Raw genomic sequence first — 23,828 nt, 5'->3', positions numbered from 1 at the left:
GAATTTAAAAGTTTATGAAATATCAACTTGTAATATGCTTACAGTAACCAATAACTGACCAATATGTCTTTGGCTATGCTCTGCAGCATGAAACAATAAACCTATAACGGTTGTCGGTAATTTTTTTCTACCAACAGTTCTATCTTCGGTAAGTGAATTTTCTGGAACGGTTTTAAAATACCCAATAGCCTCTTCTACTTTAGCAGAAAATTGCTCTTGCAAATGGATTACCTCTGTATTCAGATTAAAAGTACCTTCTTGTTTCAAAAAAGTAAATTGTTCATCTGATAACGATTCACCTTTAGCGTAGGTCAACATGCGATCTAATACGCCCGTCACATGGTTCATATGAAAACCTACGGAAGCCCTACCTGCCGTTTTAGCCCATAATAATTCTTTAGGAAAATCAGCAGTATACTTCTTTAACTCTCGTTCTGATTGTAAAAGTGCATGTGCGGCAGGCTGTAATAAATCTGGCACACCTTCAATTGGTCCACTTAACCAAAACTCATATTCTTCATTCTCCATAATTATCTTTCCTAAATGTACAGTATTAAAGTCTCTCTTGTATTACTGAACTTACTACATAGAATATAATAATTAAAGGGATGGCCATAAACTTCATGGTTACAATAAGCACCAGGCTAATAATTAAAAAAATATAACGCATGGCATTATCCATAAAACTGGTATTCTTAAATTTTAATGCGAACAGCGGTAAATTGGCATTCAACAAATAGGCGCTTACCAATGTCAAAATTATTAAGAACCATTGATTGAGAATAATACCGTTTAAGAATTCATTATTCTGATACATTAATATAAGCGGCAACGAAAGAATTAACAAAGCATTGGCCGGAGTAGGCAAACCTATAAAGGAAGAGGTCTGGTTTTCATCAATATTGAACTTAGCCAATCTATAACCTGAAGCCATTGTAATTACAAATCCGAAAAAAGGTAATAAATGCTGAAATGTAATGGTACCACTTTCTAGAAAAAAATGAGAACCATCTCCCCAACCACTTGTCTGAGACATTGCCAACAACTGAAACATTACAATACCCGGTACTAAACCACTTGTGATCATATCGGCCAAAGAATCTAACTGAAGGCCTAATTCACTTTTTACATCGAGAACACGTGCTGCCAATCCGTCAAAAAAATCGAAGAATATACCCAGAGCCACAAAAATTGCGGCAATTTCCAATTTATTCAAAACGGCAAAAACCGATGCCACACAGCCGCAGAAAACGTTTAAAAGAGTAATAAAATTTGGAATATGTCTTTTCATAATACTTCACCTAATGTCAAAAACAGGACATTAAATACATGCCCCTTTAACAATATTTGCACTAAAATAATATAATTAAATGGTGCTAAAGATTATCGCCTTAAAAATACTGTTGCAATAGTGGCATTCTTTAATTCAATGACATCTAATAATAGTTAGAACAGCAGGTTAAACATGTGTTTTTCTATTATTTACGACCATCGCATGAAAATAAGGCCTAACTTTTACAACAACATATCACAAAATAATTGCGATATGAAAAATATTATGCATGCATAGTATTGTTTAGTTGAGATATTAGAATTAAATTATGACCTGTGTAACAATTTCAATAAAAAAATACAGTTTTATAACAATCAATCTTATACACTAACCATTAAATACATTACCCTAAAATGAAAATTAAAAAGGTTTTAGTAGCCAACAGAAGTGAAATTGCAATCAGAGTACTACGTGCCTGTACCGAGCTGAACATTAAGACAGTTGCCATTTACACTTATGAAGATCGCTATTCTCAACACCGTAACAAAGCCGATGAATCTTACCAAATTGGTGAAGATAATCAGCCATTAAAACCTTACTTGGACATTCCTCAAATTATAGCATTGGCAAAGGCTAAAAATGTAGATGCCATACACCCAGGCTACGGATTCCTTTCTGAAAACTCTGAATTTGCAAGACAATGTGCTGCCAATGACATCATCTTTATAGGTCCTGACCCAAAAGTGATGGATGCCTTGGGCGATAAGATTACCGCCAAGAAAGTTGCCGTAAAATGTAACGTTCCTATCATTGAGAGTAATAAAAAGAAATTGACTTCTTTAAAAATTGCTTTGTCAGAAGCCGCTACAATTGGCTACCCTGTTATGCTTAAGGCCGCATCTGGTGGTGGCGGTCGTGGTATGCGCATTATTAGAAAAGATGAAGATCTAGAAATGAATTTTGATTCTGCCAGAAACGAAGCACTAAATGCTTTTGGCGATGACACTATGTTTCTTGAGAAATATGTAGAAGACCCTAAACATATAGAGGTACAGATCGTAGCAGATAACCATGGTAATATTCGCCACTTACATGAACGCGATTGTTCCGTGCAACGACGTCACCAAAAAGTGGTAGAGATCGCACCATCCCATAACGTTAGCGAAGAAGTAAAACAAAACCTTTATAAATATGCCGTTGACATTGCCAAAGAAGTTAACTATAACAATATTGGAACCGTAGAGTTTTTGGTAGACCCCAATGACAATATCTATTTTATTGAGGTGAATCCAAGAATACAGGTAGAACATACCGTTACAGAAATGGTAACCGGTATAGACCTGGTAAAAACACAAATTTTCGTTGCCGGCAATTATAAACTAGATAGTCAGCAAATTAAAATATACGGTCAAGAAACCATTGCCACTTATGGCTTTGCTTTACAGTGTAGATTGACCACCGAAGATCCAAGCAACAATTTTACCCCAGATTATGGTACGGTAACCACGTACCGCAGTGCCTCTGGTATGGGAATTCGTTTAGATGCCGGTAGTATTTACCAAGGGTATCAAGTGAGTCCGTTTTTTGATTCCATGCTGGTGAAAGTTTCCTCGCACGGCAGAACACTTGACGGTGCTACCCGTAAAATGGTTCGTGCGTTAAAAGAATTTAGGATTAGAGGCGTAGAGACCAACATTCATTTCCTTCAGAATGTAATACAGCATCCTACATTCAAAGAAGGTAAGGTAACTGTTAATTTTATACAGAACACCCCTGCCCTATTCGACATTAAACTATCACAAGATAGAACCTCAAAGGTGGTGAACTTTTTGGCGGAAGTTATTGTAAACGGTAATTCTGATGTAAAGTATATAGATGAGAACAAGGTCTTTAGAAACGCAAAGGTTCCAAAATTCAATCCGTTAGAAGCGCATCCAAAGGGAACAAAAGATATGCTGACCGAAATGGGTCCCGAAAAATTTTGTGCTTGGTTAATTGATGAAAAGAAAATTCATTATACGGATACCACTATGCGCGATGCGCATCAATCACTATTGGCAACTAGAATGCGTACGTATGACATGTTGCGCGTTGCAGAGAGTTATGCCAAGAACCATCCTAACACCTTTAGTATGGAAGTTTGGGGCGGTGCAACTTTTGATGTTAGTATGCGATTCTTGCATGAGAGTCCGTGGACACGATTAAGAGAGCTACGCAAAGCTGTACCCAATATTTTGTTTCAAATGCTACTTAGAGGATCAAACGGCGTGGGTTACAAGGCATACCCGGACAACCTTATTGAAAAATTCGTAGAGAAATCTTGGGAAAATGGAGTTGATATTTTCCGAATATTCGATTCGCTCAATTGGGTAAAGGCCATGGAGCCAAGTATTAATTATGTTCGTAATAAAACCGGTGGTATTGCCGAGGCCGCATTGAGCTATACGGGAGATATTCTAGATGTCAACGAAACCAAGTACAACCTAAAATATTACACACAGCTGGCAAAAGACCTGGAAAATGCCGGTGCGCATATGATCGCCATCAAGGATATGGCGGGTCTTTTAAAACCCTATGCCGCTACTGAATTGGTAACCGCGTTAAAAGACACTGTAAACGTGCCTATTCATCTACATACGCACGATACTTCTTCGTTACAGACAACAACGTACTTAAAAGCAATTGAGGCAGGTGTAGATGTTGTGGATGTTGCCTTGGGCGGCCTCTCTGGATTGACATCACAGCCCAACTTTAATTCGGTAGTTGAAATGATGAAGGGTCAGCCAAGGGCTCATGAATTCGATATGCCGAAGCTGAACCAGTTTTCTAACTATTGGGAAGATACAAGAGAGTTGTATTACCCGTTTGAATCTGGACTAAAATCTGGTACTGCAGAAGTATACGGTCATGAAATTCCAGGTGGCCAATACTCAAACTTACGTCCGCAAGCAACAGCATTAGGATTAGGTGATAGGTTTGATGAAGTAAAGAAAATGTATGCTGATGTCAATAAACTTTTTGGAAACCTGATCAAAGTAACGCCGAGTTCAAAAGTTGTTGGCGACATGGCAATTTTCATGGTAACCAATGAACTTACTACAGAAGATGTTATGACACGTGGAGAGGAAATATCTTTCCCAGATTCTGTGATTAGTTTCTTTATGGGAGATTTGGGTCAGCCTGTTGGCGGATTCCCTAAAAAGCTTCAAAAGATTATTCTTAAAAACAAAAAGCCATACACGAACAGACCAAATGCCCATTTGGCGCCAACAGATTTTGACAAGGAATTCAAAGCCTTCAAAAAGAAATTCCAAAAAGGCTTTACAAGAGCTATTGAAATGGAAGATTTTCTTTCGTACACCTTATACCCAAAAGTGTTTGAAAAAGCACATGAAAACTATAAGCTGTATGGTAATTTAGCGCTGGTACAAACAAAGCATTTCTTCTACGGTATGAAGCTTCGTGAAGAAACTTTAATTGAATTAGAACCGGGCAAAACGGTAATTGTAAGGCTACTTTCTGTAGGTATACCAAACGAGTTAGGTATGAGAACCGTGTTTTTTCAAGTAAACGGTGAAAACAGATTTGTAGATGTTTTAGACACCTCTTTAAATCTTAAAATTGAAGAAAACGAAAAGATAGATCCGGCAAACGATGATCAAATTGGTGCACCGTTACAAGGCTCCTTGTACAAAGTATTGGTAAAAAAAGGTCAAGAAGTAAAAGAAAACGACCCTTTATTCGTAATTGAAGCCATGAAAATGGAAACTACTGTTACCGCATTTAAATCTGGTAAGGTACAATCAATAAGCCTAAAAGAAGGCAGTATGGTAAAGCAAGATGATTTGGTCGTAACCATTTCATAAAGCATAATCTTTTTCAGTAAAATTTCTTAAAGCCACCTATTACAGGTGGCTTTAGTTTTATAGCGGGTAGTTCAACTTATAAAATCTTTCACAAAAAATTAAAAAAACCAATCTGCTTCAAGTCTGTTATTATTCGCATCTTTGCAGTTGCTATGAACTAGTAAAGATATGTTCAGAAAAATCACATTTCTTGTAGTATTCTTATGTTCTGCATTTTTGGGTCACGCTCAAAATGCAGAACTATCTCCTTTATCAAAGATCAGCTTGTTAACAGTTGGAACAGGCGAAGAATTAGCGGCTAAATTTGGACATAGTGCCATTCGTCTACAAGACCCCACGTTGGGCATAGATGAAGTTTACGGCTACGGCACCTATGATTTTGAGGACCCTAATTTCTATTTAAATTTCACCCGCGGTAAACTATCCTATACCATTTCTAGAATTCCGTTCAAGTATTTTGAATACTCTTACCAACAAGAAAAACGTTGGATAAGGGAGCAAGTATTAGATGTTGATCTGGAGCAAAGAAGCGCTATTGTATCTTTCTTGGAACATAACTTGTTACCGGAAAACAAAAAATACAAATATGACTTTTTGTTTGATAATTGCGCCACAAGAATACCTATGGTATTTGAAAAAACTTTGGGCAACACCTTCAAATTTGATTATAGTCATTTAAAAGAGCAATTAACGTTTAGAGAATTAATTCGGTTAAAACTGAATCCTAATTCCTGGTCAAATTTTGGTATTGATCTAGCTTTAGGCTCTGTAATAGACAGAGAAGCATCACCATACGAGCATTTATTCTTACCTATTTATGTGTATGAACAAATGAAACATACCACTTTAGATGGTAAACCGATAGTTAGAAAAGAGACAGTATTACTAGACATACCAGAACAAGAAGACAGGTCTCTACTATTTCTAACTCCGTTATTTTGGCTTAGTGTAGTACTACTATTAATTTGTTATGTTACATATAACGATTTCAAAAATTTACGTAGAAATAAATGGTTAGACTTTGGGCTTTTTGCAGTTACCGGGTTAGCAGGTGTACTTATATTATTCTTATGGTTTGCAACTGATCACTTAGCTACTAAAGCAAATTTTAATTCCCTTTGGGCATTTGCCCCGAATATAGTAATCGCCTTTATAATGGTCAAAAAGCAGATTCCGTCTTGGATGCTCACTTACATTATATTTTTAACCATAATACTAGGTATCACTTGCATACTGTGGATGTTTAAAATTCAAGTGTTTTCCGTTTTATTAATCATTGTTTTACTGGCGTTGGCAATTAGATACACTTATCTTATCTATTATTTTAAGCGTAAACAATTAGCCAAAAAATAAACCTATAGCTACCCTTTTATGAATTTACTTACCGTTGAAAACATATCAAAATCCTATGGCGAACATGTGCTTTTTGAGAATCTATCCTTTGGTATCAATAAAGACCAAAAAATAGCCTTGATCGCTAAAAACGGTACAGGAAAAACATCTATACTTAATATTCTTTCAGGAGCTGACAGCCCAGATAGCGGTCAAGTAAACTATCGTAAATCTACCCGTGTATCCTTTCTTGCTCAGGAACCTAACATGGACCCAAATTTGAGTATTGAGGAAACCATTTTTGCTTCTGACAACGAAGTGCTTGAAGTCATTAAAAATTATGAAAAGGCACTTCAAAACCCTGAAGATGCCGATGCATATCAAAAAGCTTTTGAAGCAATGGACCGTTTTGAAGCTTGGGATTTTGAAACTCAGTATAAGCAGATTCTATCAAAACTAAAGCTGGACGATCTTAATGCCAAGGTGGGTAAATTATCGGGCGGGCAGAAAAAAAGATTGGCTTTGGCCAATGCCTTGATCAACAAACCAGACCTTTTGGTTTTGGACGAACCTACCAACCACCTGGATCTGGAAATGATAGAGTGGCTAGAAGAGTTTTTTGCCAAAGAGAACATGACTTTGTTCATGGTAACTCATGACCGTTACTTTTTAGAACGTGTCTGTAATGAAATTATAGAACTAGAGAACGGTAAGCTTTATCCGTATAAAGGAAATTATTCTTACTACTTAGAAAAAAAAGAAGCCCGTATTGAACAGGAAGCGGTAGAGCAGCATAAAACAGAATTGCTATTTAAGAAAGAATTAGATTGGATGCGCAGGCAACCAAAGGCCCGTACAACAAAATCTAAATCCAGAATAGATGATTTTGCCATTATTAAAGATAAAGCAAGCCAACGTAGAAAAGATCACCAAGTTCAGTTAGAATTGAACATGGAGCGTATGGGAAGTAAAATTCTTGAGCTTCATAAGATTTCTAAATCTTTCCCTAACAAACCAATTTTGGACAAATTTGAATATGTTTTTCAAAAAGGAGAACGTATTGGTATTATAGGTAAAAACGGTACTGGAAAATCTACATTTTTAAATATTCTAAGTGGGCGCGAACAACCCGATAGCGGAAAAGTCATTGTAGGTGAAACCATAAAGTTTGGTTACTACACACAAAAAGGAATTGAGATAAAAGTAGGCCAGAAAGTAATTGACGTCATTAGGGAATTTGGTGATTATATTCCGCTAATGAAAGGTAGGCAGATATCTGCACAGCAGTTACTGGAACGCTTTCTATTTGATAGAAAAAAGCAATATGATTTTGTAGATAAACTAAGTGGTGGCGAGCGTAAGCGCTTGTACTTATGCACGGTATTGATACAAAACCCTAATTTTCTAATTTTAGATGAGCCTACCAATGATTTGGATATTGTAACACTAAACGTACTGGAAAGTTTCTTAATGGATTTTCAAGGCTGTTTAATGGTAGTTTCTCACGACCGTTACTTTATGGACAAGATCGTAGACCACTTGTTTGTATTTAGGGGCGATGCCGTAGTGGAAGATTTTCCTGGCAACTATTCTGACTATCGTACCTATGAAGACAGTCAGATTTTAGAAAAAAGAGAGCAAAAAGAATCTCAACCTACCAATAAAACAAATTGGAAAGAAGCAGAGGCATCTCCCAAAATATCTTATGCAGAGCAACAAGAGTATAAAAAACTAGAGCGTGAGATTCAGAAACTTGAGTCAAAAAAAGTAACGTTACAAGAAAAATTTACAGATAGTACTTTAAGCGGTGAGGACATTAAAAATCTATCCATTGAATTGAAAGAAGTAACGGATACCATAGATACCAAAACAGAACGCTGGTTTGAGCTTTCCGCACTAATGGAAGGTTAACCTCCTTTATTACGTACATACCCAGCCTTTTTAAAAATTTCTAAAATTGCAAACGAATGTTTTTTACCGTTCGTCTACAGTTAAATGATGCCCAACGACGAGCGGCAAAATATGTTTGTGCTTGCCTGTACTTTAGCAGTGTAAAACAAACATTATGAAATCAATTGTTCTTTTAACCGCTCTTTTCTTTACATGTTTCTTCGCTCAAGCACAGGCTAACAATGAGAATGTTTCTTTGGAAATTGAAACTGCACAAATAGAATTGGTTCATACAATTGAAATCAACGATATTAATGTAGCAACTATGGAAACTGAAAATACGATTGAAGTTGCAAGATTACACAAGCACAAAAACCATAGAGCAATTAGGGCTTTAGAATTCATCACAAAACTAAATGATGCCAAACTATCCTAATTAAAAATCCTTTTTCGTCCCCTCTCTTACACCTATCCAAATTCTTACCATTACCTACTTTTTAAATACAAATTCAAAAATTAAACTTAGTTTAACGACAATCTTTATTTTTGACAAAAAATTGAAAAGGTAATCAGTGTTTCATTTTATATCTTACATTAAATTTCTTCTTACTTCTAAAAATCAGCACGGAGTGCATTCACCATTTGTGTATGATTACATTACTAAATGTCTTTATCAAAAGACAGGATTAAAGCTTGCTACAACATTAAAAGTTAGTGTAAAGAGTATAAACTACTTCAAGTACAAGTCAATTTTTCTGGTAGGCGACTATAGGACATCCAAAGAAATTATAAAAAAAAAATGTTCGCATATAACTTTTGTAGAGAACAATGCAGATATTTTAATAGCAACCATCAATGACCTAAAAGGAATCAATTTAGACTTGAGCAAATTACCTAATGACAGTATGCTTCTTTTAGACGGCATACATAAGAACAAAAAAAATCATGATAGTTGGGAAAGGCTTAAAACCAATAATAACGTGACCGTTACAATAGACATGTTTTATTGTGGAGCGGTGTTCTTTAGAAAAGAGCAAGTAAAGGAACATTTTAAAATACGGATTTAAACCAGTAATTTTAGACTAAAGCAAATCTTAATGAGCAGTAATTCCATCTATATAACCCTTGGTATCGTTTTCGCTATCTACTTGGCCATACGTATTACCAGTAAAGGAAAATCAAAAGACCGAAAATCCAGAAAATTCATGGGAGATTATGAAAGAAAAAACAAGGATGACAAAAAATAAAAGCCGCGTTACTATTTTGGACATTTATGTTAACCTTAGTTTTAACCTTACTTCTTTCCTAAACCCGATCTAAATGAAAATATATACTAAAACAGGTGATGACGGAACTACCGGACTATTTGGTGGCACACGCGTACCAAAACATCATATACGTATTGACAGTTACGGTACGGTAGATGAGCTAAATTCTTGGATAGGACTCATAAGAGATCAGGATATTGACCCTATTTACCAGCATCAGCTAATTGCCATACAAGAACATCTATTTACCGTTGGTGCAATTTTGGCAACAAATCCTGAAAAAAAAATGCTTAAAAATGGTACTGAGCGTTTAAAAATAACCAAAGTAGGCACCAATGAAATTAATTTTTTGGAAAATGCTATTGATACCATGGACACACAACTACCACAAATGACCCATTTTATTCTTCCGGGTGGCCATACCACAGTGTCATACTGTCATATTGCCCGTACCATCTGTCGCAGGGCGGAACGCATTTCAACATTATTACACGAAAACGAACCGTTTGATAAAAATGTGTTATCTTTTCTTAATAGACTTTCAGATTATCTCTTTGTATTGGCACGAAAATTGTCATATGATTTACAAGCAAATGAAATAAAATGGGTTCCTAAAAAAAAGGACCAATAAATCCGTAATTTATTCGTTATCAATTAATAAATGCGAAAAAAGATATTGATAAACTGAATTTTATTACTATTTATTTTGCTGTTTAAATTTAAAAATTACTTTTGCAAAAAATTAAAATCAAAAAATTACTATGTATTGGACATTAGAATTAGCATCTTATTTAAGTGATGCACCTTGGCCGGCAAGTAAAGATGAGTTAATAGACTACTCCATCAGAACTGGAGCCCCTCTTGAAGTTGTAGAAAATTTACAATCTATGGAAGAAGAAGGTGGCGAAATATATGAATCTATCGAAGAGATCTGGCCCGACTATCCAACGGAAGAAGATTACCTCTGGAACGAGGACGAATATTAATATTCGATATTATAATATCTACAAAAAAGTCTCTTCGGAGGCTTTTTTTTTATGTAATTTTGACAGGTTCTTAGGTAAATTGGTCTAAAAATCAAGACTGGAATACCTTTTGCTCTTTATGAGCATCGATAATAAAATATTTGAAAGCTATTCTTATGATAGTACCTGATAGAAAAGCTTCAATTCTAATAGATTAAAATATATGAGTTTCATTAATTCCATACTAAAGGCATTCGTTGGTGACAAATCACAAAAAGATGTAAAGGAATTGCAGCCTTTGGTAGATCAAATAAAAACCTTCGAATCTAAATTGGAAAGTCTTAGCCATGATGAACTTAGGCAGAAAACCATAGCGTTCAAAGAGGCTATCAAAGAATCTATAAAAGAAAAAACGGATCAAATCAATGCTTTGGAAGAAGAGGTAAAAAACTCTACAGACATTGATAAAAACGAAGATATCTACACTGAAATAGATAAATTAAGGGAAGAAGCCTACACTATTTCCGAGAACACGTTAAACAAAATATTACCGGAAGCCTTTGCAGTGGTCAAAGAAACCGCTAAGCGTTTTGCAAATAATGAGACTCTACAAGTAACGGCATCTGAATATGACAGAACGTTATCTGCCACAAAAGACTATGTAACCCTAGAAGGCGCCAATGCAATTTGGAAAAATTCATGGAACGCCGCAGGTAAAGAAGTTACTTGGGACATGGTACATTATGATGTTCAGCTTATTGGTGGTATTGCCATGCACCAAGGTAAAATTGCAGAGATGCAAACAGGTGAGGGTAAAACATTGGTGGCCACGTTACCTTTATACCTTAACGCTTTAACAGGTAATGGCGCGCATTTGGTAACCGTAAACGATTATTTGGCAAAAAGGGATAGTGCTTGGATGGCACCTATTTTTCAATTTCATGGTTTAACAGTAGATTGTATAGATTACCACAGACCAAATTCAGATGGTAGACGTGCTGCCTACAATGCAGATATTACATACGGAACTAATAATGAATTCGGTTTTGATTATCTAAGGGATAATATGGCGCACACACCAAAAGATTTGGTACAACGCCCACATAACTATGCCATGGTCGATGAGGTAGATTCTGTTTTGGTAGATGATGCACGTACACCTCTTATCATTTCAGGTCCTGTACCGGAAGGTGACCGTCATGAATTCAACGAGTTAAAACCAAAGGTCGATGAAATCGTTAGAAAACAACGCCAACATTTAACCGGTGTTTTGGCAGAAGCTAAAAAATTAATTGCCGAAGGTGATACAAAAGAAGGTGGTTTCTTATTATTAAGAGTATATCGTGGATTACCAAAGAACAAGGCCTTAATAAAATTCTTAAGTGAGGAAGGAGTAAAACAATTACTTCAAAAAACAGAGAATTATTATATGCAGGACAACAACAGGGAAATGCCGGTTGTTGATGAAGATTTACTTTTTGTAATTGACGAAAAGAACAACCAAATTGAATTGACGGACAAAGGGGTAAATTATATTTCTGGCGAGCAGGATAAAGATTTCTTCGTAATGCCGGACATAGGTGCAGAAATTGCGAAGATTGAAAATCAAAATCTTGAAATTGAAAAAGAAGCTGAACTAAAAGAAGAGCTTTTTAAAGATTTCACCGTTAAGAGCGAGCGTATTCATACCATGAGCCAATTATTAAAAGCTTATACCTTATTTGAAAAGGATACCGAATATGTGGTTATGGATAATAAGGTAATGATCGTAGATGAGCAAACGGGACGTATTATGGACGGCCGTAGATATTCTGACGGATTACATCAGGCAATTGAAGCAAAGGAGAACGTGAAAATTGAAGCGTTGACACAAACTTTTGCAACCGTTACTTTACAGAACTACTTTAGAATGTACCGTAAACTTGCGGGTATGACAGGTACCGCTGTAACGGAAGCTGGTGAATTCTGGGAAATTTACAAGCTAGATGTAATGGAAATTCCTACCAACAGACCTATTGCAAGAGAAGACAAAAATGATCTTATCTACAAAACAAAAAGAGAGAAATATAATGCTATTATAGAAGAAGTAACGAAAATAAGTCAAGCGGGCAGACCTGTATTGATCGGTACAACTTCTGTAGAAATATCAGAATTACTATCAAAATTATTGAGTGTTCGTAAAGTTCCTCATAATGTACTTAACGCAAAACTTCACAAGAAAGAAGCAGATGTAGTTGCTGAGGCCGGTAACGCCGGTGTTGTAACCATAGCGACCAACATGGCAGGTCGTGGTACCGATATTAAATTATCTGATGCCGTTAAAAAAGCGGGGGGTCTTGCGATCATAGGTACGGAAAGACATGACTCTCGTCGTGTTGACAGACAGTTACGTGGTAGATCTGGTCGTCAAGGAGATCCTGGTAGTTCTCAATTCTACGTCTCTTTAGAAGACAACCTAATGCGTTTGTTCGGTTCTGACAGGGTCGCCAAAATGATGGACAAAATGGGCTTGGAAGATGGTGAAGTTATTCAACACAGCATGATGACAAAATCTATTGAACGTGCTCAGAAAAAGGTGGAGGAAAACAACTTTGGCGTTCGTAAACGTTTGTTGGAATATGATGACGTAATGAACGCGCAACGTGAAGTCGTTTACAAAAGAAGACGCCATGCATTACAAGGCGAGCGATTAAAACTTGACATCGCCAATATGATATATGATACCTGTGAGGTTATCGTAGAAAGCAATAAAGCTGCCAGTGATTATAAGAATTTAGAATTTGAATTGATCAAATACTTCTCTATCACGGCACCTGTAGATGAGGCTGAGTTCGGCAAATTGTCCGCTCAAGAAATTACCGGCAAAATTTACAAGGCAGCTTACGGACATTATAACGACAAAATGGAGCGCAACGCTGCAGCAGCCTTTCCGGTCATTAAAAAAGTACATGAAGACAATGCCAATAACTTTGAGCGTATTGTAGTTCCTTTTACAGACGGTATTAAAAGTTTGAATGTAGTAACCAACCTACAAGAAGCTTATGACAGCAACGGTAAACAACTGATTACAGATTTCGAGAAGAATATTTCATTGGCTATTATAGATGATTCGTGGAAAACACATTTACGTAAGATGGATGAGTTGAAACAATCTGTACAACTAGCGGTCCACGAACAAAAAGACCCTTTGTTGATTTATAAGTTCGAAGCATTTGAACTTTTTAAATCTATGATAGAGAAAGTAAACAAAGATGTAGTTTCTTTCTTGTTCAAAGGAGAGTTGCCTTCTGAGAACCCCAATGCCATTCAAGAAGAAAGAAATGTACAACGCAAAGAAAATTTAAAGACTACTAAAGAGGAAATTCCAAATAGTGATGAGTTAGCGGCACGTAGTAGAGCAGTAAGCCAAAATCAAGCTGAGCGACCTTCGGTTACCGAAACTATTACCAGGGAACAACCAAAAATTGGTAGAAATGAGCGTGTAACCATTAAAAATGTAATGAGCGGCGAAAGTAAAACGGTAAAATTTAAACAAGCTGAACCACTTTTACAAAACGGATCTTGGGTGTTGACACAAGATTAATTTTAATATAATCATAAGTTTAAAATAGGCATCTAAATAGATGCCTATTTTATTTGACACCTATAACAGACTATAAATAAACCTAGTAGAAATTAATTCTTCCTAAATGCTTTTTATTAGAAAAATACAATGAAGTATTCAATTAACAGATCATTTCATATTTTTAAGTATTATTTAGGGATAAAAAATATGTTATTCTAAAAAATTATAACAGTTTTTATCATACTAAAGTCGAAAATACTAGTATAATGATAAAAACATAATTAGATTTACATTACGTAATTTGTATATTTTCTAGTACATAAATAATTTCTATGCCCGGATTTACCATTGACAAAGAACGTCTACAGGATAAAACCAAACTATTTTTAAGGGTAAATTATACCACAAGCATTATCTCCATTCTTTTTGGGGCTTTATGCTATTTCTTTTTGAACATAACTCAGATCATACCTTTTGCCCTTGTCGGCTTTGCCGTCTTGAACATTATTAATCTACTTTACTTCAGGTCTCATAAAAATATAGTACCCACCTTTAATTTTTCTTCTATAATAGGATTAATTACAGCGGTTATAGTAACTGTATATAGTGGTGGCATTCACAGTGCGTTTATATTCATGATTCCGTTGATCGCCTTTGGAGGTTTTATTAATAGTACTAAATATGGCAAAGTTTATTTTAATATTATAACCGTTCTAATACTATTGGTTTTTACACAGAACATACCTGAATTGCGTGTTACAGAAAATTTGGTTCCAGAAGAATCAAGCTCGGTCTTTAGCTTAGTTTCCGTTTTGTTCGCTGTTTTCATATTAGGAAACACTTTAGGAAAAACATTGCTAAAAACGTACAATGCCATGTATAGTTCAAAAAAGGCACTGGCAAACCAAGTACACGAAAAGGAAAATCTTTTAAAAGAAGTTCACCATAGAGTAAAAAACAATCTTCAAACAGTTTCCAGTTTGTTGAGCTTACAATCCAGAAATATAGAAACAGGCCCAATGAAAGGCTTGTTAAAAGGAACCCAAAATAGGGTAATTGCAATGGCAATGGTTCATGAAATGCTGTATATGCGTAATGATATTAGCCACATTGAATACAAATCATATGTGTTGGAATTGGGTGAATATTTAATTCGTTCAATAAAGGGCAACGACAACAATGTTGATTTAAATATAGATATTCCCGATATAAAATTGGGAATAGACACGGCAATTCCATTAGGGCTTTTAATTAATGAAACCTTGACCAATGCCTTAAAATATGGTATAGAAAACGATAACGAAGGCATCATCAGTATTAAACTTAGAAAAGATAGTGAACAAAAAAACTGCTATATTCTTGAGATTGGTGATAATGGAATCGGCTTTCCGGAAACCATTAATCATAAAAACACAAAGTCTTTAGGTTTAAAATTGATTCATAACCTTACGCGACAATTACGCGGAACAATAGAACGCGATAATTCCAAAAAAGGAACTAATTACATCATCAAGTTCCAAGAAATCAAACAACAATTATCTCCAGTTGCTTAATGCTTTAAGTACAAATAACAACAACACTTTTTATTTGTAAAGTTATCAAACGTTCACCGTTCTTTTTGCGGGTTTCTCTATATTTAAGGAAACTAACGCAAACAACCACCCTATGTTACGTAAACATCTGCTCTTACCAGTTCTATTCTTATCCGTATGGTTTACAATACAAGCACAATCTCTTGAAGGGGACGGACCCCACGATCAATTGATCATTAGAGGCGTAATGCTTATTAATGGTAACGGAGCACCACCACAAGGACCTATTGACATTGTTGTAGAAAACAATGTGATCACCAATATAAAGGTGGTTGGTTATCCAGGTGTAGATATAGATGCGGCCAAGAGGCCAAAATTAAAGTCAGGTGGTAAAGAATTGGATTGTACCGGTATGTACTTAATGCCCGGTTTTATTGATATGCACACTCATATTGGCGGTGATGCCCAAGGCGCTGATCCAGACTATGTATTTAAACTTTGGATGGCGCATGGTGTAACTACCGCCCGTGAAGTTGCCGGTAGAGGTATTGATGTCACGCTTGACTTAAAACGAAAAAGCGAAAAAAATGAAATCATTGCTCCGCGTATTATTTCCTATACTGCTTTCGGGCAAACAAGTAAATCTTTTAATCCGTTGAACGATATTCCTATTTCTACTCCTGAACAAGCTAGGGAATGGGTACGCGCCAATGCCAAAAGAGGAGCTGACGGTATTAAGTTCTTTGGAGCCGAACCGGCAATTATGGCAGCGGCATTGGACGAGAACAAGAAATTAGGATTAGGTTCTGCATGCCACCATGCGCAAATGAGCGTTGCCCGTTGGAATGTTTTACATTCCGCCAGAGCGGGATTAACCTCTATGGAGCATTGGTACGGGTTACCAGAAGCTTTGTTCGATGATAGAACGGTACAAGATTTTCCGTTGGACTACAACTACCAAAACGAGCAAGATCGTTTTGAAAATGCCGGAAAATTATGGGAACAAGCGGCCCAGCCTTATTCCGAACACTGGAATAACGTAATGAACGAATTATTGGAACTTGATTTTACCTTGGACCCAACTTTCAACATATATGAGGCTAGTAGAGATTTACAGCGCGCAAGAAGAGCTGAATGGCATGAAGATTATACATTGCCATCTTTATGGGAGTTTTATCAACCTAGCAAAGTATCTCATGGATCGTACTGGCATGATTGGGGCACGGAACAAGAAGTTGCCTGGAGAAAAAATTATAAACTTTGGATGACCTTTATCAATGAATTTAAAAACAGAGGTGGTAGAGTAACCACGGGATCAGATTCCAGATTCATTTTTCAATTATATGGTTTTGCCTATATAAGAGAACTGGAATTAATGCGAGAAGCTGGGTTTCATCCTTTAGAAATCATACAATCTGCTACACTAAATGGTGCAGAGGCATTAGGTTTGGATGACAAATTAGGTTCGGTAACCATAGGCAAATTGGCAGACTTTGTCATTGTTGAGGAAAATCCGCTACAAAATTTCAAAGTATTGTATGGTACGGGAGCTATTAAACTTACCAAGGACAATGAGGTGGTTCGGGTTGGTGGTGTTAAATACACCATTAAAGACGGAATCATCTATGATTCCAAAGCGCTACTGGCAGATGTTAAACGCCAAGTAGATAAGGCAAAAGCTAAAAGTAATTATACTATTAAGCAGCCTGGCGTAAAAAATTAAAACTTACGCTTGTTTACAGGTACTTTAATTGGACGTACTTTTTTTTCATTTTTTGAAGTAAAGGCAATTGTTGCAATAACGATAACTGCTGGTATTAAAATTGAAAGTAACATCATAGTTTTAATATTTATAAGATGCTTAATTGCACCTTGTTGTTTAGGGCAAAGATTATGCCAATTTACCGTAATCCTTAGCTGTAATAAAAGCTAATTCTTTGTTAACCCTTGCATTCTTATATCTGTACAAGCGTGCTATCGACGTCTCATCAGTGATAGTAATCTCTTTTTCGTGGTTAATATTGTCAGTGCTATCAGCCAAAACAACACCCACTTCAGTAGCGTTAATTTTATCATCTGTTTGGGGAGTTTGTGCCAGTGCCAATGCGCCGGCGAAAATAACTATTAGTGTGGTGAATAATGCTTTCATATCGTAATGTTGAACAATATAAAAGTAGTTTCAGATAGAGGATAATGGCTCTTACCCTCGCTAAACTGCTATAATTTTCGCCTAGCGTAAAATTCTATGACGAATAGACAAAAAGTGTCGACGAATGGTTTTTGACCTAAAAACACCACACCGATTTGATGTGTATTTAATCGATGTTTTTAAATGCTGAAAATTTAGAACAGCCCTAAAACTAGGGTATAAAAGAACATTCTATTTTTAGAATATAAAATCAATTAATTTGAAATAAATGAAACCTATTTTTTGTTTCTACCACGTTTACCGTAGTTTTTATCTCCACGGGTCTTCGGTTTAGTGTACTTCTTTTTAATGATACGTTTATACGAGCCACCTTGATTCTCCTTCTTGTTCTTATCAGATTTCTCATGAAAACTTGCTCCACGCTCCTCTTCGTTTATATTAAGCGGATTTTCACGTTCTCTATGCTTAGGTTGCTCGTCAAAAGTAAGTTGTGTAGCAATTTCTACATCCTCTGGTAATGGTAATTGATTTATCTTATGAGACATTAAATCCTCTATAGCATTCTTGGCTTCTTCTTCTTTTTCCGTGTACAATAAAATAGAAGTTCCTTCTTTCTCTGCCCTACCTGTTCTACCAATACGGTGCATGTAGTTTTCAGGATATGACGGAGTATCAAAGTTTATTACATGAGAAATTTCCTGTAAATCCAGTCCACGTGCCATAACATCTGTAGTTACCAAAATACGGTTCTTACCTTCGTCAAACTGATTAATGGAGCGTAGTCTGTAGTTCTGAGTTTTATTGGAGTGAATAATGCATATTTCTTCACTAAAGTACTCCGCCAATTCTTTGAACAATAAATCTGCACTGCGCTTACTGGAAACAAAAACCAAAACCTTATGGTACGTTTCTACATTTTGTAATAAGTGGACCAACAGGTTAACTTTTGTATAAAAGTTAGGGGTAGCGTAAGTATACTGGGTAATATTTTCTAGAGGAGTACCACTAACGGCAATAGCAATTTTTTGAACGCCTGTAAAGAAATCGGTAATAAACAATTCAATATCATCGGTCATGGTAGCGGAAAACATGATATTCTGTCTCTTCTGAGGCAAGAGTTCAAAAATATTTACAAGTTGAAATCTAAAACCCAGGTCCAGCATTACATCGACCTCATCGATAACAAGCTTCTTCACTTGTTTTAATTGAACCGCTTTAGTTAGAATAAGATCATAAAGTCTGGCAGGGGTTGCCACCAATACATCTGTACCCAATGCCAAAGCCTCCTTTTGGCGCAACATACTTTTACCACCAAACACACCTAAAATTCTAGTTCCAGAATATTTAGACAGTTTCTCCGCCTCTTCTACCACCTGTACCACCAACTCACGTGTAGGTACAAGAATAATAACCTTTGGATGGATTTCTTTGGAAAACTTCAGCGTATTTAAAATAGGAAGTAAATAAGCAAATGTTTTACCGGTACCCGTTTGCGCAATACCAACAACATCACTACCACTCATTACAATAGGAAAAGCTTTCTCTTGAATGGGAGTAGTATTTTCAAAACCTAAATCTTCAAGTGCTTTTTCTAGGTTTCTAGATATTTTTAAATCGGTAAACAACGGCATAACAATAACTTTTGTATTTCAGTTGCAAAGCTATGTTGATTAGTTGACAAATTACGTATAGTGCGTAATTTATCCGTAATTAAGTAATAAGAGACTATTTAAAACGGAAAACGTACAAAGAAATTAATTGTTACTTAGAAAGCTCACTATGTACAAACATACGTTTACCGCCAACATAAGTCTCCAACACTTGTACGTCTTTAATGGATGTAGGGTCAATTTGAAAAATATCTTCTTTTAAAATAACAAAATCTGCCAATTTACCCGGTTCTAAAGTGCCTTTTATATTTTCATCAAAAGAGCTAAAAGCAGCATCTTTAGTATATGCTCTTAATGCCTGTTCCACATTTATTTTTTGTTCAGGAACCCAACCATCAGGATTTTTGGCATCTAGAGTTCTTCTGGTGACGGCAGCATAAATCCCATATAAAGGTGATGCAGGCGCCACAGGCCAATCACTACCAAATACTAAAGTTGTGTTGGCATCTAAAATAGATTTAAAAGCATAGGTAGTCTTTATCCGTTCATGTCCAATTAACTCTTCAGCCCATCTACCGTCATCAATGGCATGATAGGGTTGCATACTCGTAATGACATCAAGTTTGGAAAATCTATCAATATCCTCTACCGCCAAGTGTTGCGCATGTTCTATTCTTAATCGCCTATCTCGTTTTCCGTTTTTAACCACAACACTATCAAAAAAATCTAATATGGTGCTGTTTGCCAAATCGCCTATTGCGTGAACGGTAATCTGCAATTGTTGTTTATCCGCATTTATGACCCAAGTATTTAAGCTATCCTTATCTACAATAAATAAACCGCTATCTGATGGCTTATCCGAATAAGGATCTTTAAAGGCTGCAGTATGCGAACCTAACGAGCCGTCAACAAAGCCTTTCATAAGACCGTTCTTTAACCATTTGGAGTTTTTTTCATCTTTAGTTGTTGTTTTCCAATACTTCAACGGATCGGCCGTGTAAACCCTTACCTTAAGTTGATCATTGAAATTCATTTTTTCTAAAATTTCATATCCACCCAAACTATCTACATCATGAATACTCGTTACCCCTTGTGAAACCAGATAATCTTGAGCTGCACTAATTGCCTTTTCCTTTTCTGTTATTGTTAACTCCGGAATTTTATTTAAAACCAAATACATGGCTTCACTTTTAAGAATTCCTGACGGTATACCATCTTTATTTTTAACAATTTCTCCATTTTCTACCTTAGGACTATTCTCATCTATACCGGCAATTTTTAGCGCTGCCGAGTTGGCTAGAATCATATGACCGTCCATTCTATAAATTGCAACCGGATTTTCACCCGTAAATTCATCTATCCAATCTTTATTAGGTAATTCACCTCCCCACAGGGTATGGTCCCAATTTCCCTCAACGATCCATTTACCAGGTTCTATTTCTTTAGCGAACGATGCTATTTTATTTATGAATTCTTCTTTACTATCAACATCACGCAACGCTACGTTCAATAAGCTATTACCACCCATTAATAAATGCACATGAGTATCAATAAAACCTGGTGTAATAAATTTTCCGCTTACATCTTTTATTTCAGTAATTGAGCCTTTAAACTTTTGAATATCATCAAATAAGCCAATGGCCAAAATGGTATCTGCTTTTATGGCCATTGCCTCAGCTTTTGGTAAGTCTGAATTACCGGTCCAGATATTGGCATTGGTAATTATTAAATCGGCTTTTACATTATTGGTTCTACAAGAACATAACAATAACGACATAATGAACAAATAGAATAGTTGCTTTCCCATGTTTTTAAAGGTAGAAAACTTATAATGCAACCATCAATTTTATATCAGAAAAAGCTTTTCTCAATTTGCTTCTTTCCGCAGTACCTGTAATGGCGGACTATTTAACACCCCTCTACTGTTCATTAATCCGATAGCTAGGACCAATAATGTTATGCCCGGTAACACAACTAAAAATGGAACCCAGGACGGAATAAATGGCGTATCGAAAATAAAATATGCGAGTAGAAAGCTGCTTAGTAACGAAAGTAAAACCCCTACTCCGCTTCCTAAAACCCCTAAAAAAAAGTATTCTAGGGCATTAATTTTTAAAATCTGTTTACTCTGGGCACCAAGTGTTCTTAACAATACACTTTCCCGAATGCGCTGGTATTTACTGTTACGAACGGAGCCGATCAAGACGATAATTCCTGTTAGAATACTGAAAAATGCCATAAAAGATATGACCCATGAAATTTTATCTAAAATATCTTCGACCAAGGTTACTACCTGTCTTAAATCTATGATCGATACATTGGGGAATTTCTTCACCAATTCTCTTTGCAGATTTGCCGATGATTTTTTATCCGGGGCATTTGTTGTTACCACATGAAACTGTGGTGCATTTTCTAACACACCTTTTGGAAATACGATAGAAAAATTGAGCTGCATTCTAGCCCAATCTACCTGACGGATATTACCTACAACGGTGGTCATCAATTTTCCCTGAACATTAAATAACAATGTATCGCCTAAGGTTACCAAAGCGTCATTGGCAACATTTTCTGCCAATGAAATAGGAATTATTTTTGCATTAGGGTCTACGGTAGGCATCCACTCCCCTTCCAATAGTTTCTCTGAACCGATCATGGAATCCCTATACGTAGTTCTAAACTCATGGTTTAAAATCCACTTGTTCACTCGGGTAGTAGTATCTATTCTAATGTCATTTACATTTCTATTCTTTATACGCTCAATTCTCATTGTAACGATAGGAATATTATCTATAACGGGAAGACCTTTTGGGGTAATGGTATTTGTCACGGCATCACGTTGATCGGTTTGTACATCGAACAAAATTAAATTCGGACTCTCGGCACTTGCCTCGAAAGAAGTTTTAGCCAGAAGAAAATCTTTTGTAAAATATAATGTACTGATCAAAAATGTTCCAATACCAATAGCTAAAATCAACACTACCGTCTGGTTATTCGGTCGGTATAAATTCAACAAACTCTGTCTAGCGGCAAAACTCCATGATTTTGGAAAGTAGCGTTTTATCAATCGCATAAATAAAATAGACACACCCGCTAAAATGGAAAAAGTCACCAATATACCTCCTACAAAACTCAATGCGAACGCCCATCTTCCCAACAGCCAAAATGCGAATAAAAATATAAAAAGTACTATGGCAACAACTACCCAAATTTGATAAGTTCTTGCCTTTTTACCAGTATCTTCTTGCACCCGCAATACTTGTAAAGGGGAAACAAACCAAGTATGGATCAATGGTGACAAGGCAAATAAAACCGACATACAAACACCTAGTAACAACCCAACGAATATGGCTTGAAATGAAGTAGATATTTCTACTTCAAATGGTAAAAACTCTTGTAATATTAGCGGAAAAGTCTGTTGTAATAACAATCCTATAATGGTACCTATGAGTCCGCCTAACAAGCCCATTCCAGCAATCTGGATCAGGTAAATTAAAAATGTCTGTTTTCTAGTTGCCCCCAAACACTTTAGCACTGCAACTGCCTTTAATTTTTCTTTTATATAAATATGTACAGAACTGGCAATACCAACACACCCTAAGAGAAGTGCTATAAATGCGACCAAATTTAGAAAACGACCTACATTTTCATATCTACGTCCCAGGCGTTCACTAGTATCGGTATGGGTATCCATATCAGCATTCTCAGCATCTAATAACGGGTCAACATCTTTACTCAGGGCTTCTAGATCTGCCTTGTCATTGTTGAAGTAATAATTATACTTTAGACGACTACCACGCTGTAAGAGCCCGCTATCTTCCATAAAGCGAAAAGGCACAATTATAGGTGGCGCTGCAGTGGCACCAATACCTGTGCTACCAGGAGCGGTAATCAAGGACCCAACAATAGGGAAAGTAATGTTACCAAGTTTTACACTATCGCCAGGTTTTAAATTGTATTGAAGCATTGCCGTAGCATCAACTAATGCCCCGCCTTTTTTCAAGTATTCTTTTGCAGCTTTGGCAGGTTCAGTTTCTAATGCTCCATAAAAAGGAAAAGCACCTTCAACGGCACGTACCTGTACTAATTTTGTAGTTAGACTTTTAGGGAAAGCCGCCATTGAGGCAAAATTGACTTCTCTTGCATTATACCCTCCTAAAGAATCCATTAATGCCGCTACCCTGTCATTTGCCGGCTGATTACTATCAATTAAAAAATCTGCACCCATGAGTGCTTTTGACTGTAGACCAATATTATCTTTTAGGTTATCGCTAAAAGATTGAATTGAAACAACTGCGGCTATACCTAGAATAATAGAAGCCATGAAAAGTAACAAGCGCTTGCCACTTGCCTTACCATCACGCCAAGCCATTTTCAAAAG

Annotated in this window: 17 protein-coding genes; 11 read left to right on the top strand and 6 right to left on the bottom strand. The window is 36.2% G+C overall.

All coding sequences use genetic code 11. The annotated features are described in order from the left end of the window. Positions 1 to 12: 12 nt before the first annotated feature. Both PXC01_RS09325 and PXC01_RS09320 read right to left on the bottom strand, forming a co-directional pair. A complete protein-coding gene (locus tag PXC01_RS09325; protein ID WP_276472011.1) occupies positions 13 to 528 on the bottom strand; it encodes a DinB family protein in 516 nt (171 codons plus the stop codon). A 25-nt stretch (positions 529 to 553) separates the two neighbouring features. Further along, on the bottom strand, positions 554 to 1,291 hold the full coding sequence (locus PXC01_RS09320; RefSeq protein ID WP_276472010.1) for a CDP-alcohol phosphatidyltransferase family protein: 738 nt from the start codon (positions 1,289 to 1,291) through the stop codon (positions 554 to 556). A 395-nt stretch (positions 1,292 to 1,686) separates the two neighbouring features. On the opposite strand from PXC01_RS09320, the gene PXC01_RS09315 reads away from it, so the two are divergent. The 11 genes from PXC01_RS09315 to PXC01_RS09265 all read left to right on the top strand — a co-directional run bounded on the left by PXC01_RS09315 (position 1,687) and on the right by PXC01_RS09265 (position 17,414). Beyond that, the gene (locus tag PXC01_RS09315) at positions 1,687 to 5,139 is read left to right on the top strand and encodes a pyruvate carboxylase (RefSeq protein WP_276472009.1); all 3,453 of its coding nucleotides are present in this window, start codon (positions 1,687 to 1,689) and stop codon (positions 5,137 to 5,139) included. A 168-nt stretch (positions 5,140 to 5,307) separates the two neighbouring features. Then, complete coding sequence (locus PXC01_RS09310) at positions 5,308 to 6,492, top strand: lipoprotein N-acyltransferase Lnb domain-containing protein (RefSeq protein WP_276472008.1); 1,185 nt, start codon at positions 5,308 to 5,310, stop codon at positions 6,490 to 6,492. Between the two features lie 18 nt (positions 6,493 to 6,510). Next, positions 6,511 to 8,382: an ABC-F family ATP-binding cassette domain-containing protein gene (locus tag PXC01_RS09305; RefSeq protein ID WP_276472007.1), complete on the top strand. Its 1,872-nt coding sequence runs from the start codon at positions 6,511 to 6,513 to the stop codon at positions 8,380 to 8,382. A gap of 154 nt (positions 8,383 to 8,536) precedes the next feature. Next, entirely contained in the window at positions 8,537 to 8,797 is a 261-nt protein-coding gene (locus PXC01_RS09300) for a hypothetical protein (RefSeq protein WP_276472006.1), read from the top strand. 193 nt (positions 8,798 to 8,990) lie between these two features. Beyond that, complete coding sequence (locus PXC01_RS09295) at positions 8,991 to 9,428, top strand: hypothetical protein (RefSeq protein ID WP_276472005.1); 438 nt, start codon at positions 8,991 to 8,993, stop codon at positions 9,426 to 9,428. 30 nt (positions 9,429 to 9,458) lie between these two features. After that, positions 9,459 to 9,608, top strand: a complete 150-nt coding sequence (locus PXC01_RS09290; protein WP_276472004.1) for a hypothetical protein — start codon at positions 9,459 to 9,461, stop codon at positions 9,606 to 9,608. Between the two features lie 73 nt (positions 9,609 to 9,681). Beyond that, complete coding sequence (locus PXC01_RS09285; protein WP_276472003.1) at positions 9,682 to 10,260, top strand: cob(I)yrinic acid a,c-diamide adenosyltransferase; 579 nt, start codon at positions 9,682 to 9,684, stop codon at positions 10,258 to 10,260. Positions 10,261 to 10,390: 130 nt separating this feature from the next. After that, on the top strand, positions 10,391 to 10,615 hold the full coding sequence (locus tag PXC01_RS09280) for a DUF2795 domain-containing protein (RefSeq protein WP_027064442.1): 225 nt from the start codon (positions 10,391 to 10,393) through the stop codon (positions 10,613 to 10,615). A gap of 202 nt (positions 10,616 to 10,817) precedes the next feature. Next, the gene (gene secA, locus PXC01_RS09275) at positions 10,818 to 14,177 is read left to right on the top strand and encodes a preprotein translocase subunit SecA (RefSeq protein WP_276472002.1); all 3,360 of its coding nucleotides are present in this window, start codon (positions 10,818 to 10,820) and stop codon (positions 14,175 to 14,177) included. 314 nt (positions 14,178 to 14,491) lie between these two features. After that, a complete protein-coding gene (locus PXC01_RS09270) occupies positions 14,492 to 15,712 on the top strand; it encodes a sensor histidine kinase (protein WP_276472001.1) in 1,221 nt (406 codons plus the stop codon). Positions 15,713 to 15,824: 112 nt separating this feature from the next. Further along, positions 15,825 to 17,414, top strand: coding sequence for an amidohydrolase family protein (locus PXC01_RS09265; RefSeq protein WP_276472000.1), 1,590 nt, complete (start codon positions 15,825 to 15,827; stop codon positions 17,412 to 17,414). 168 nt (positions 17,415 to 17,582) lie between these two features. Here PXC01_RS09265 and PXC01_RS09260 read toward each other — a convergent pair whose 3' ends face one another. From PXC01_RS09260 to PXC01_RS09245, 4 genes are all read right to left on the bottom strand, one after another. After that, a complete protein-coding gene (locus tag PXC01_RS09260) occupies positions 17,583 to 17,840 on the bottom strand; it encodes a hypothetical protein (RefSeq protein WP_276471999.1) in 258 nt (85 codons plus the stop codon). 275 nt (positions 17,841 to 18,115) lie between these two features. Then, complete coding sequence (locus PXC01_RS09255) at positions 18,116 to 19,471, bottom strand: DEAD/DEAH box helicase (protein ID WP_276471998.1); 1,356 nt, start codon at positions 19,469 to 19,471, stop codon at positions 18,116 to 18,118. Between the two features lie 130 nt (positions 19,472 to 19,601). Continuing rightward, on the bottom strand, positions 19,602 to 21,257 hold the full coding sequence (locus tag PXC01_RS09250; RefSeq protein ID WP_276471997.1) for an amidohydrolase: 1,656 nt from the start codon (positions 21,255 to 21,257) through the stop codon (positions 19,602 to 19,604). Between the two features lie 60 nt (positions 21,258 to 21,317). Beyond that, positions 21,318 to 23,819 carry an ABC transporter permease gene (locus PXC01_RS09245; RefSeq protein ID WP_276472132.1) on the bottom strand — a complete coding sequence of 834 codons (2,502 nt, stop codon included), beginning with the start codon at positions 23,817 to 23,819 and terminating at the stop codon, positions 21,318 to 21,320. Positions 23,820 to 23,828 lie beyond the last annotated feature (9 nt).

Source organism: Maribacter huludaoensis (assembly GCF_029350945.1).
In the GTDB taxonomy this organism is placed as follows: domain Bacteria; phylum Bacteroidota; class Bacteroidia; order Flavobacteriales; family Flavobacteriaceae; genus Maribacter; species Maribacter huludaoensis.
This window is presented reverse-complemented; position numbering and strand designations above follow the sequence as displayed.

What these genes read in the sequence shown, in the direction of transcription:
- PXC01_RS09270 (WP_276472001.1), top strand. Translation starts at nt 14,492, where the DNA reads ATGCCCGGATTTACCATTGACAAAGAACGTCTACAGGATAAAACCAAA.
- PXC01_RS09285 (WP_276472003.1), top strand. Translation starts at nt 9,682, where the DNA reads ATGAAAATATATACTAAAACAGGTGATGACGGAACTACCGGACTATTT.
- PXC01_RS09245 (WP_276472132.1), bottom strand. Translation starts at nt 23,819, where the DNA reads ATGGCTTGGCGTGATGGTAAGGCAAGTGGCAAGCGCTTGTTACTTTTC.
- PXC01_RS09320 (WP_276472010.1), bottom strand. Translation starts at nt 1,291, where the DNA reads ATGAAAAGACATATTCCAAATTTTATTACTCTTTTAAACGTTTTCTGC.
- PXC01_RS09300 (WP_276472006.1), top strand. Translation starts at nt 8,537, where the DNA reads ATGAAATCAATTGTTCTTTTAACCGCTCTTTTCTTTACATGTTTCTTC.
- secA (WP_276472002.1), top strand. Translation starts at nt 10,818, where the DNA reads ATGAGTTTCATTAATTCCATACTAAAGGCATTCGTTGGTGACAAATCA.
- PXC01_RS09325 (WP_276472011.1), bottom strand. Translation starts at nt 528, where the DNA reads ATGGAGAATGAAGAATATGAGTTTTGGTTAAGTGGACCAATTGAAGGT.
- PXC01_RS09265 (WP_276472000.1), top strand. Translation starts at nt 15,825, where the DNA reads ATGTTACGTAAACATCTGCTCTTACCAGTTCTATTCTTATCCGTATGG.
- PXC01_RS09280 (WP_027064442.1), top strand. Translation starts at nt 10,391, where the DNA reads ATGTATTGGACATTAGAATTAGCATCTTATTTAAGTGATGCACCTTGG.
- PXC01_RS09260 (WP_276471999.1), bottom strand. Translation starts at nt 17,840, where the DNA reads ATGAAAGCATTATTCACCACACTAATAGTTATTTTCGCCGGCGCATTG.
- PXC01_RS09255 (WP_276471998.1), bottom strand. Translation starts at nt 19,471, where the DNA reads ATGCCGTTGTTTACCGATTTAAAAATATCTAGAAACCTAGAAAAAGCA.
- PXC01_RS09305 (WP_276472007.1), top strand. Translation starts at nt 6,511, where the DNA reads ATGAATTTACTTACCGTTGAAAACATATCAAAATCCTATGGCGAACAT.
- PXC01_RS09310 (WP_276472008.1), top strand. Translation starts at nt 5,308, where the DNA reads ATGTTCAGAAAAATCACATTTCTTGTAGTATTCTTATGTTCTGCATTT.
- PXC01_RS09290 (WP_276472004.1), top strand. Translation starts at nt 9,459, where the DNA reads ATGAGCAGTAATTCCATCTATATAACCCTTGGTATCGTTTTCGCTATC.
- PXC01_RS09315 (WP_276472009.1), top strand. Translation starts at nt 1,687, where the DNA reads ATGAAAATTAAAAAGGTTTTAGTAGCCAACAGAAGTGAAATTGCAATC.
- PXC01_RS09250 (WP_276471997.1), bottom strand. Translation starts at nt 21,257, where the DNA reads ATGGGAAAGCAACTATTCTATTTGTTCATTATGTCGTTATTGTTATGT.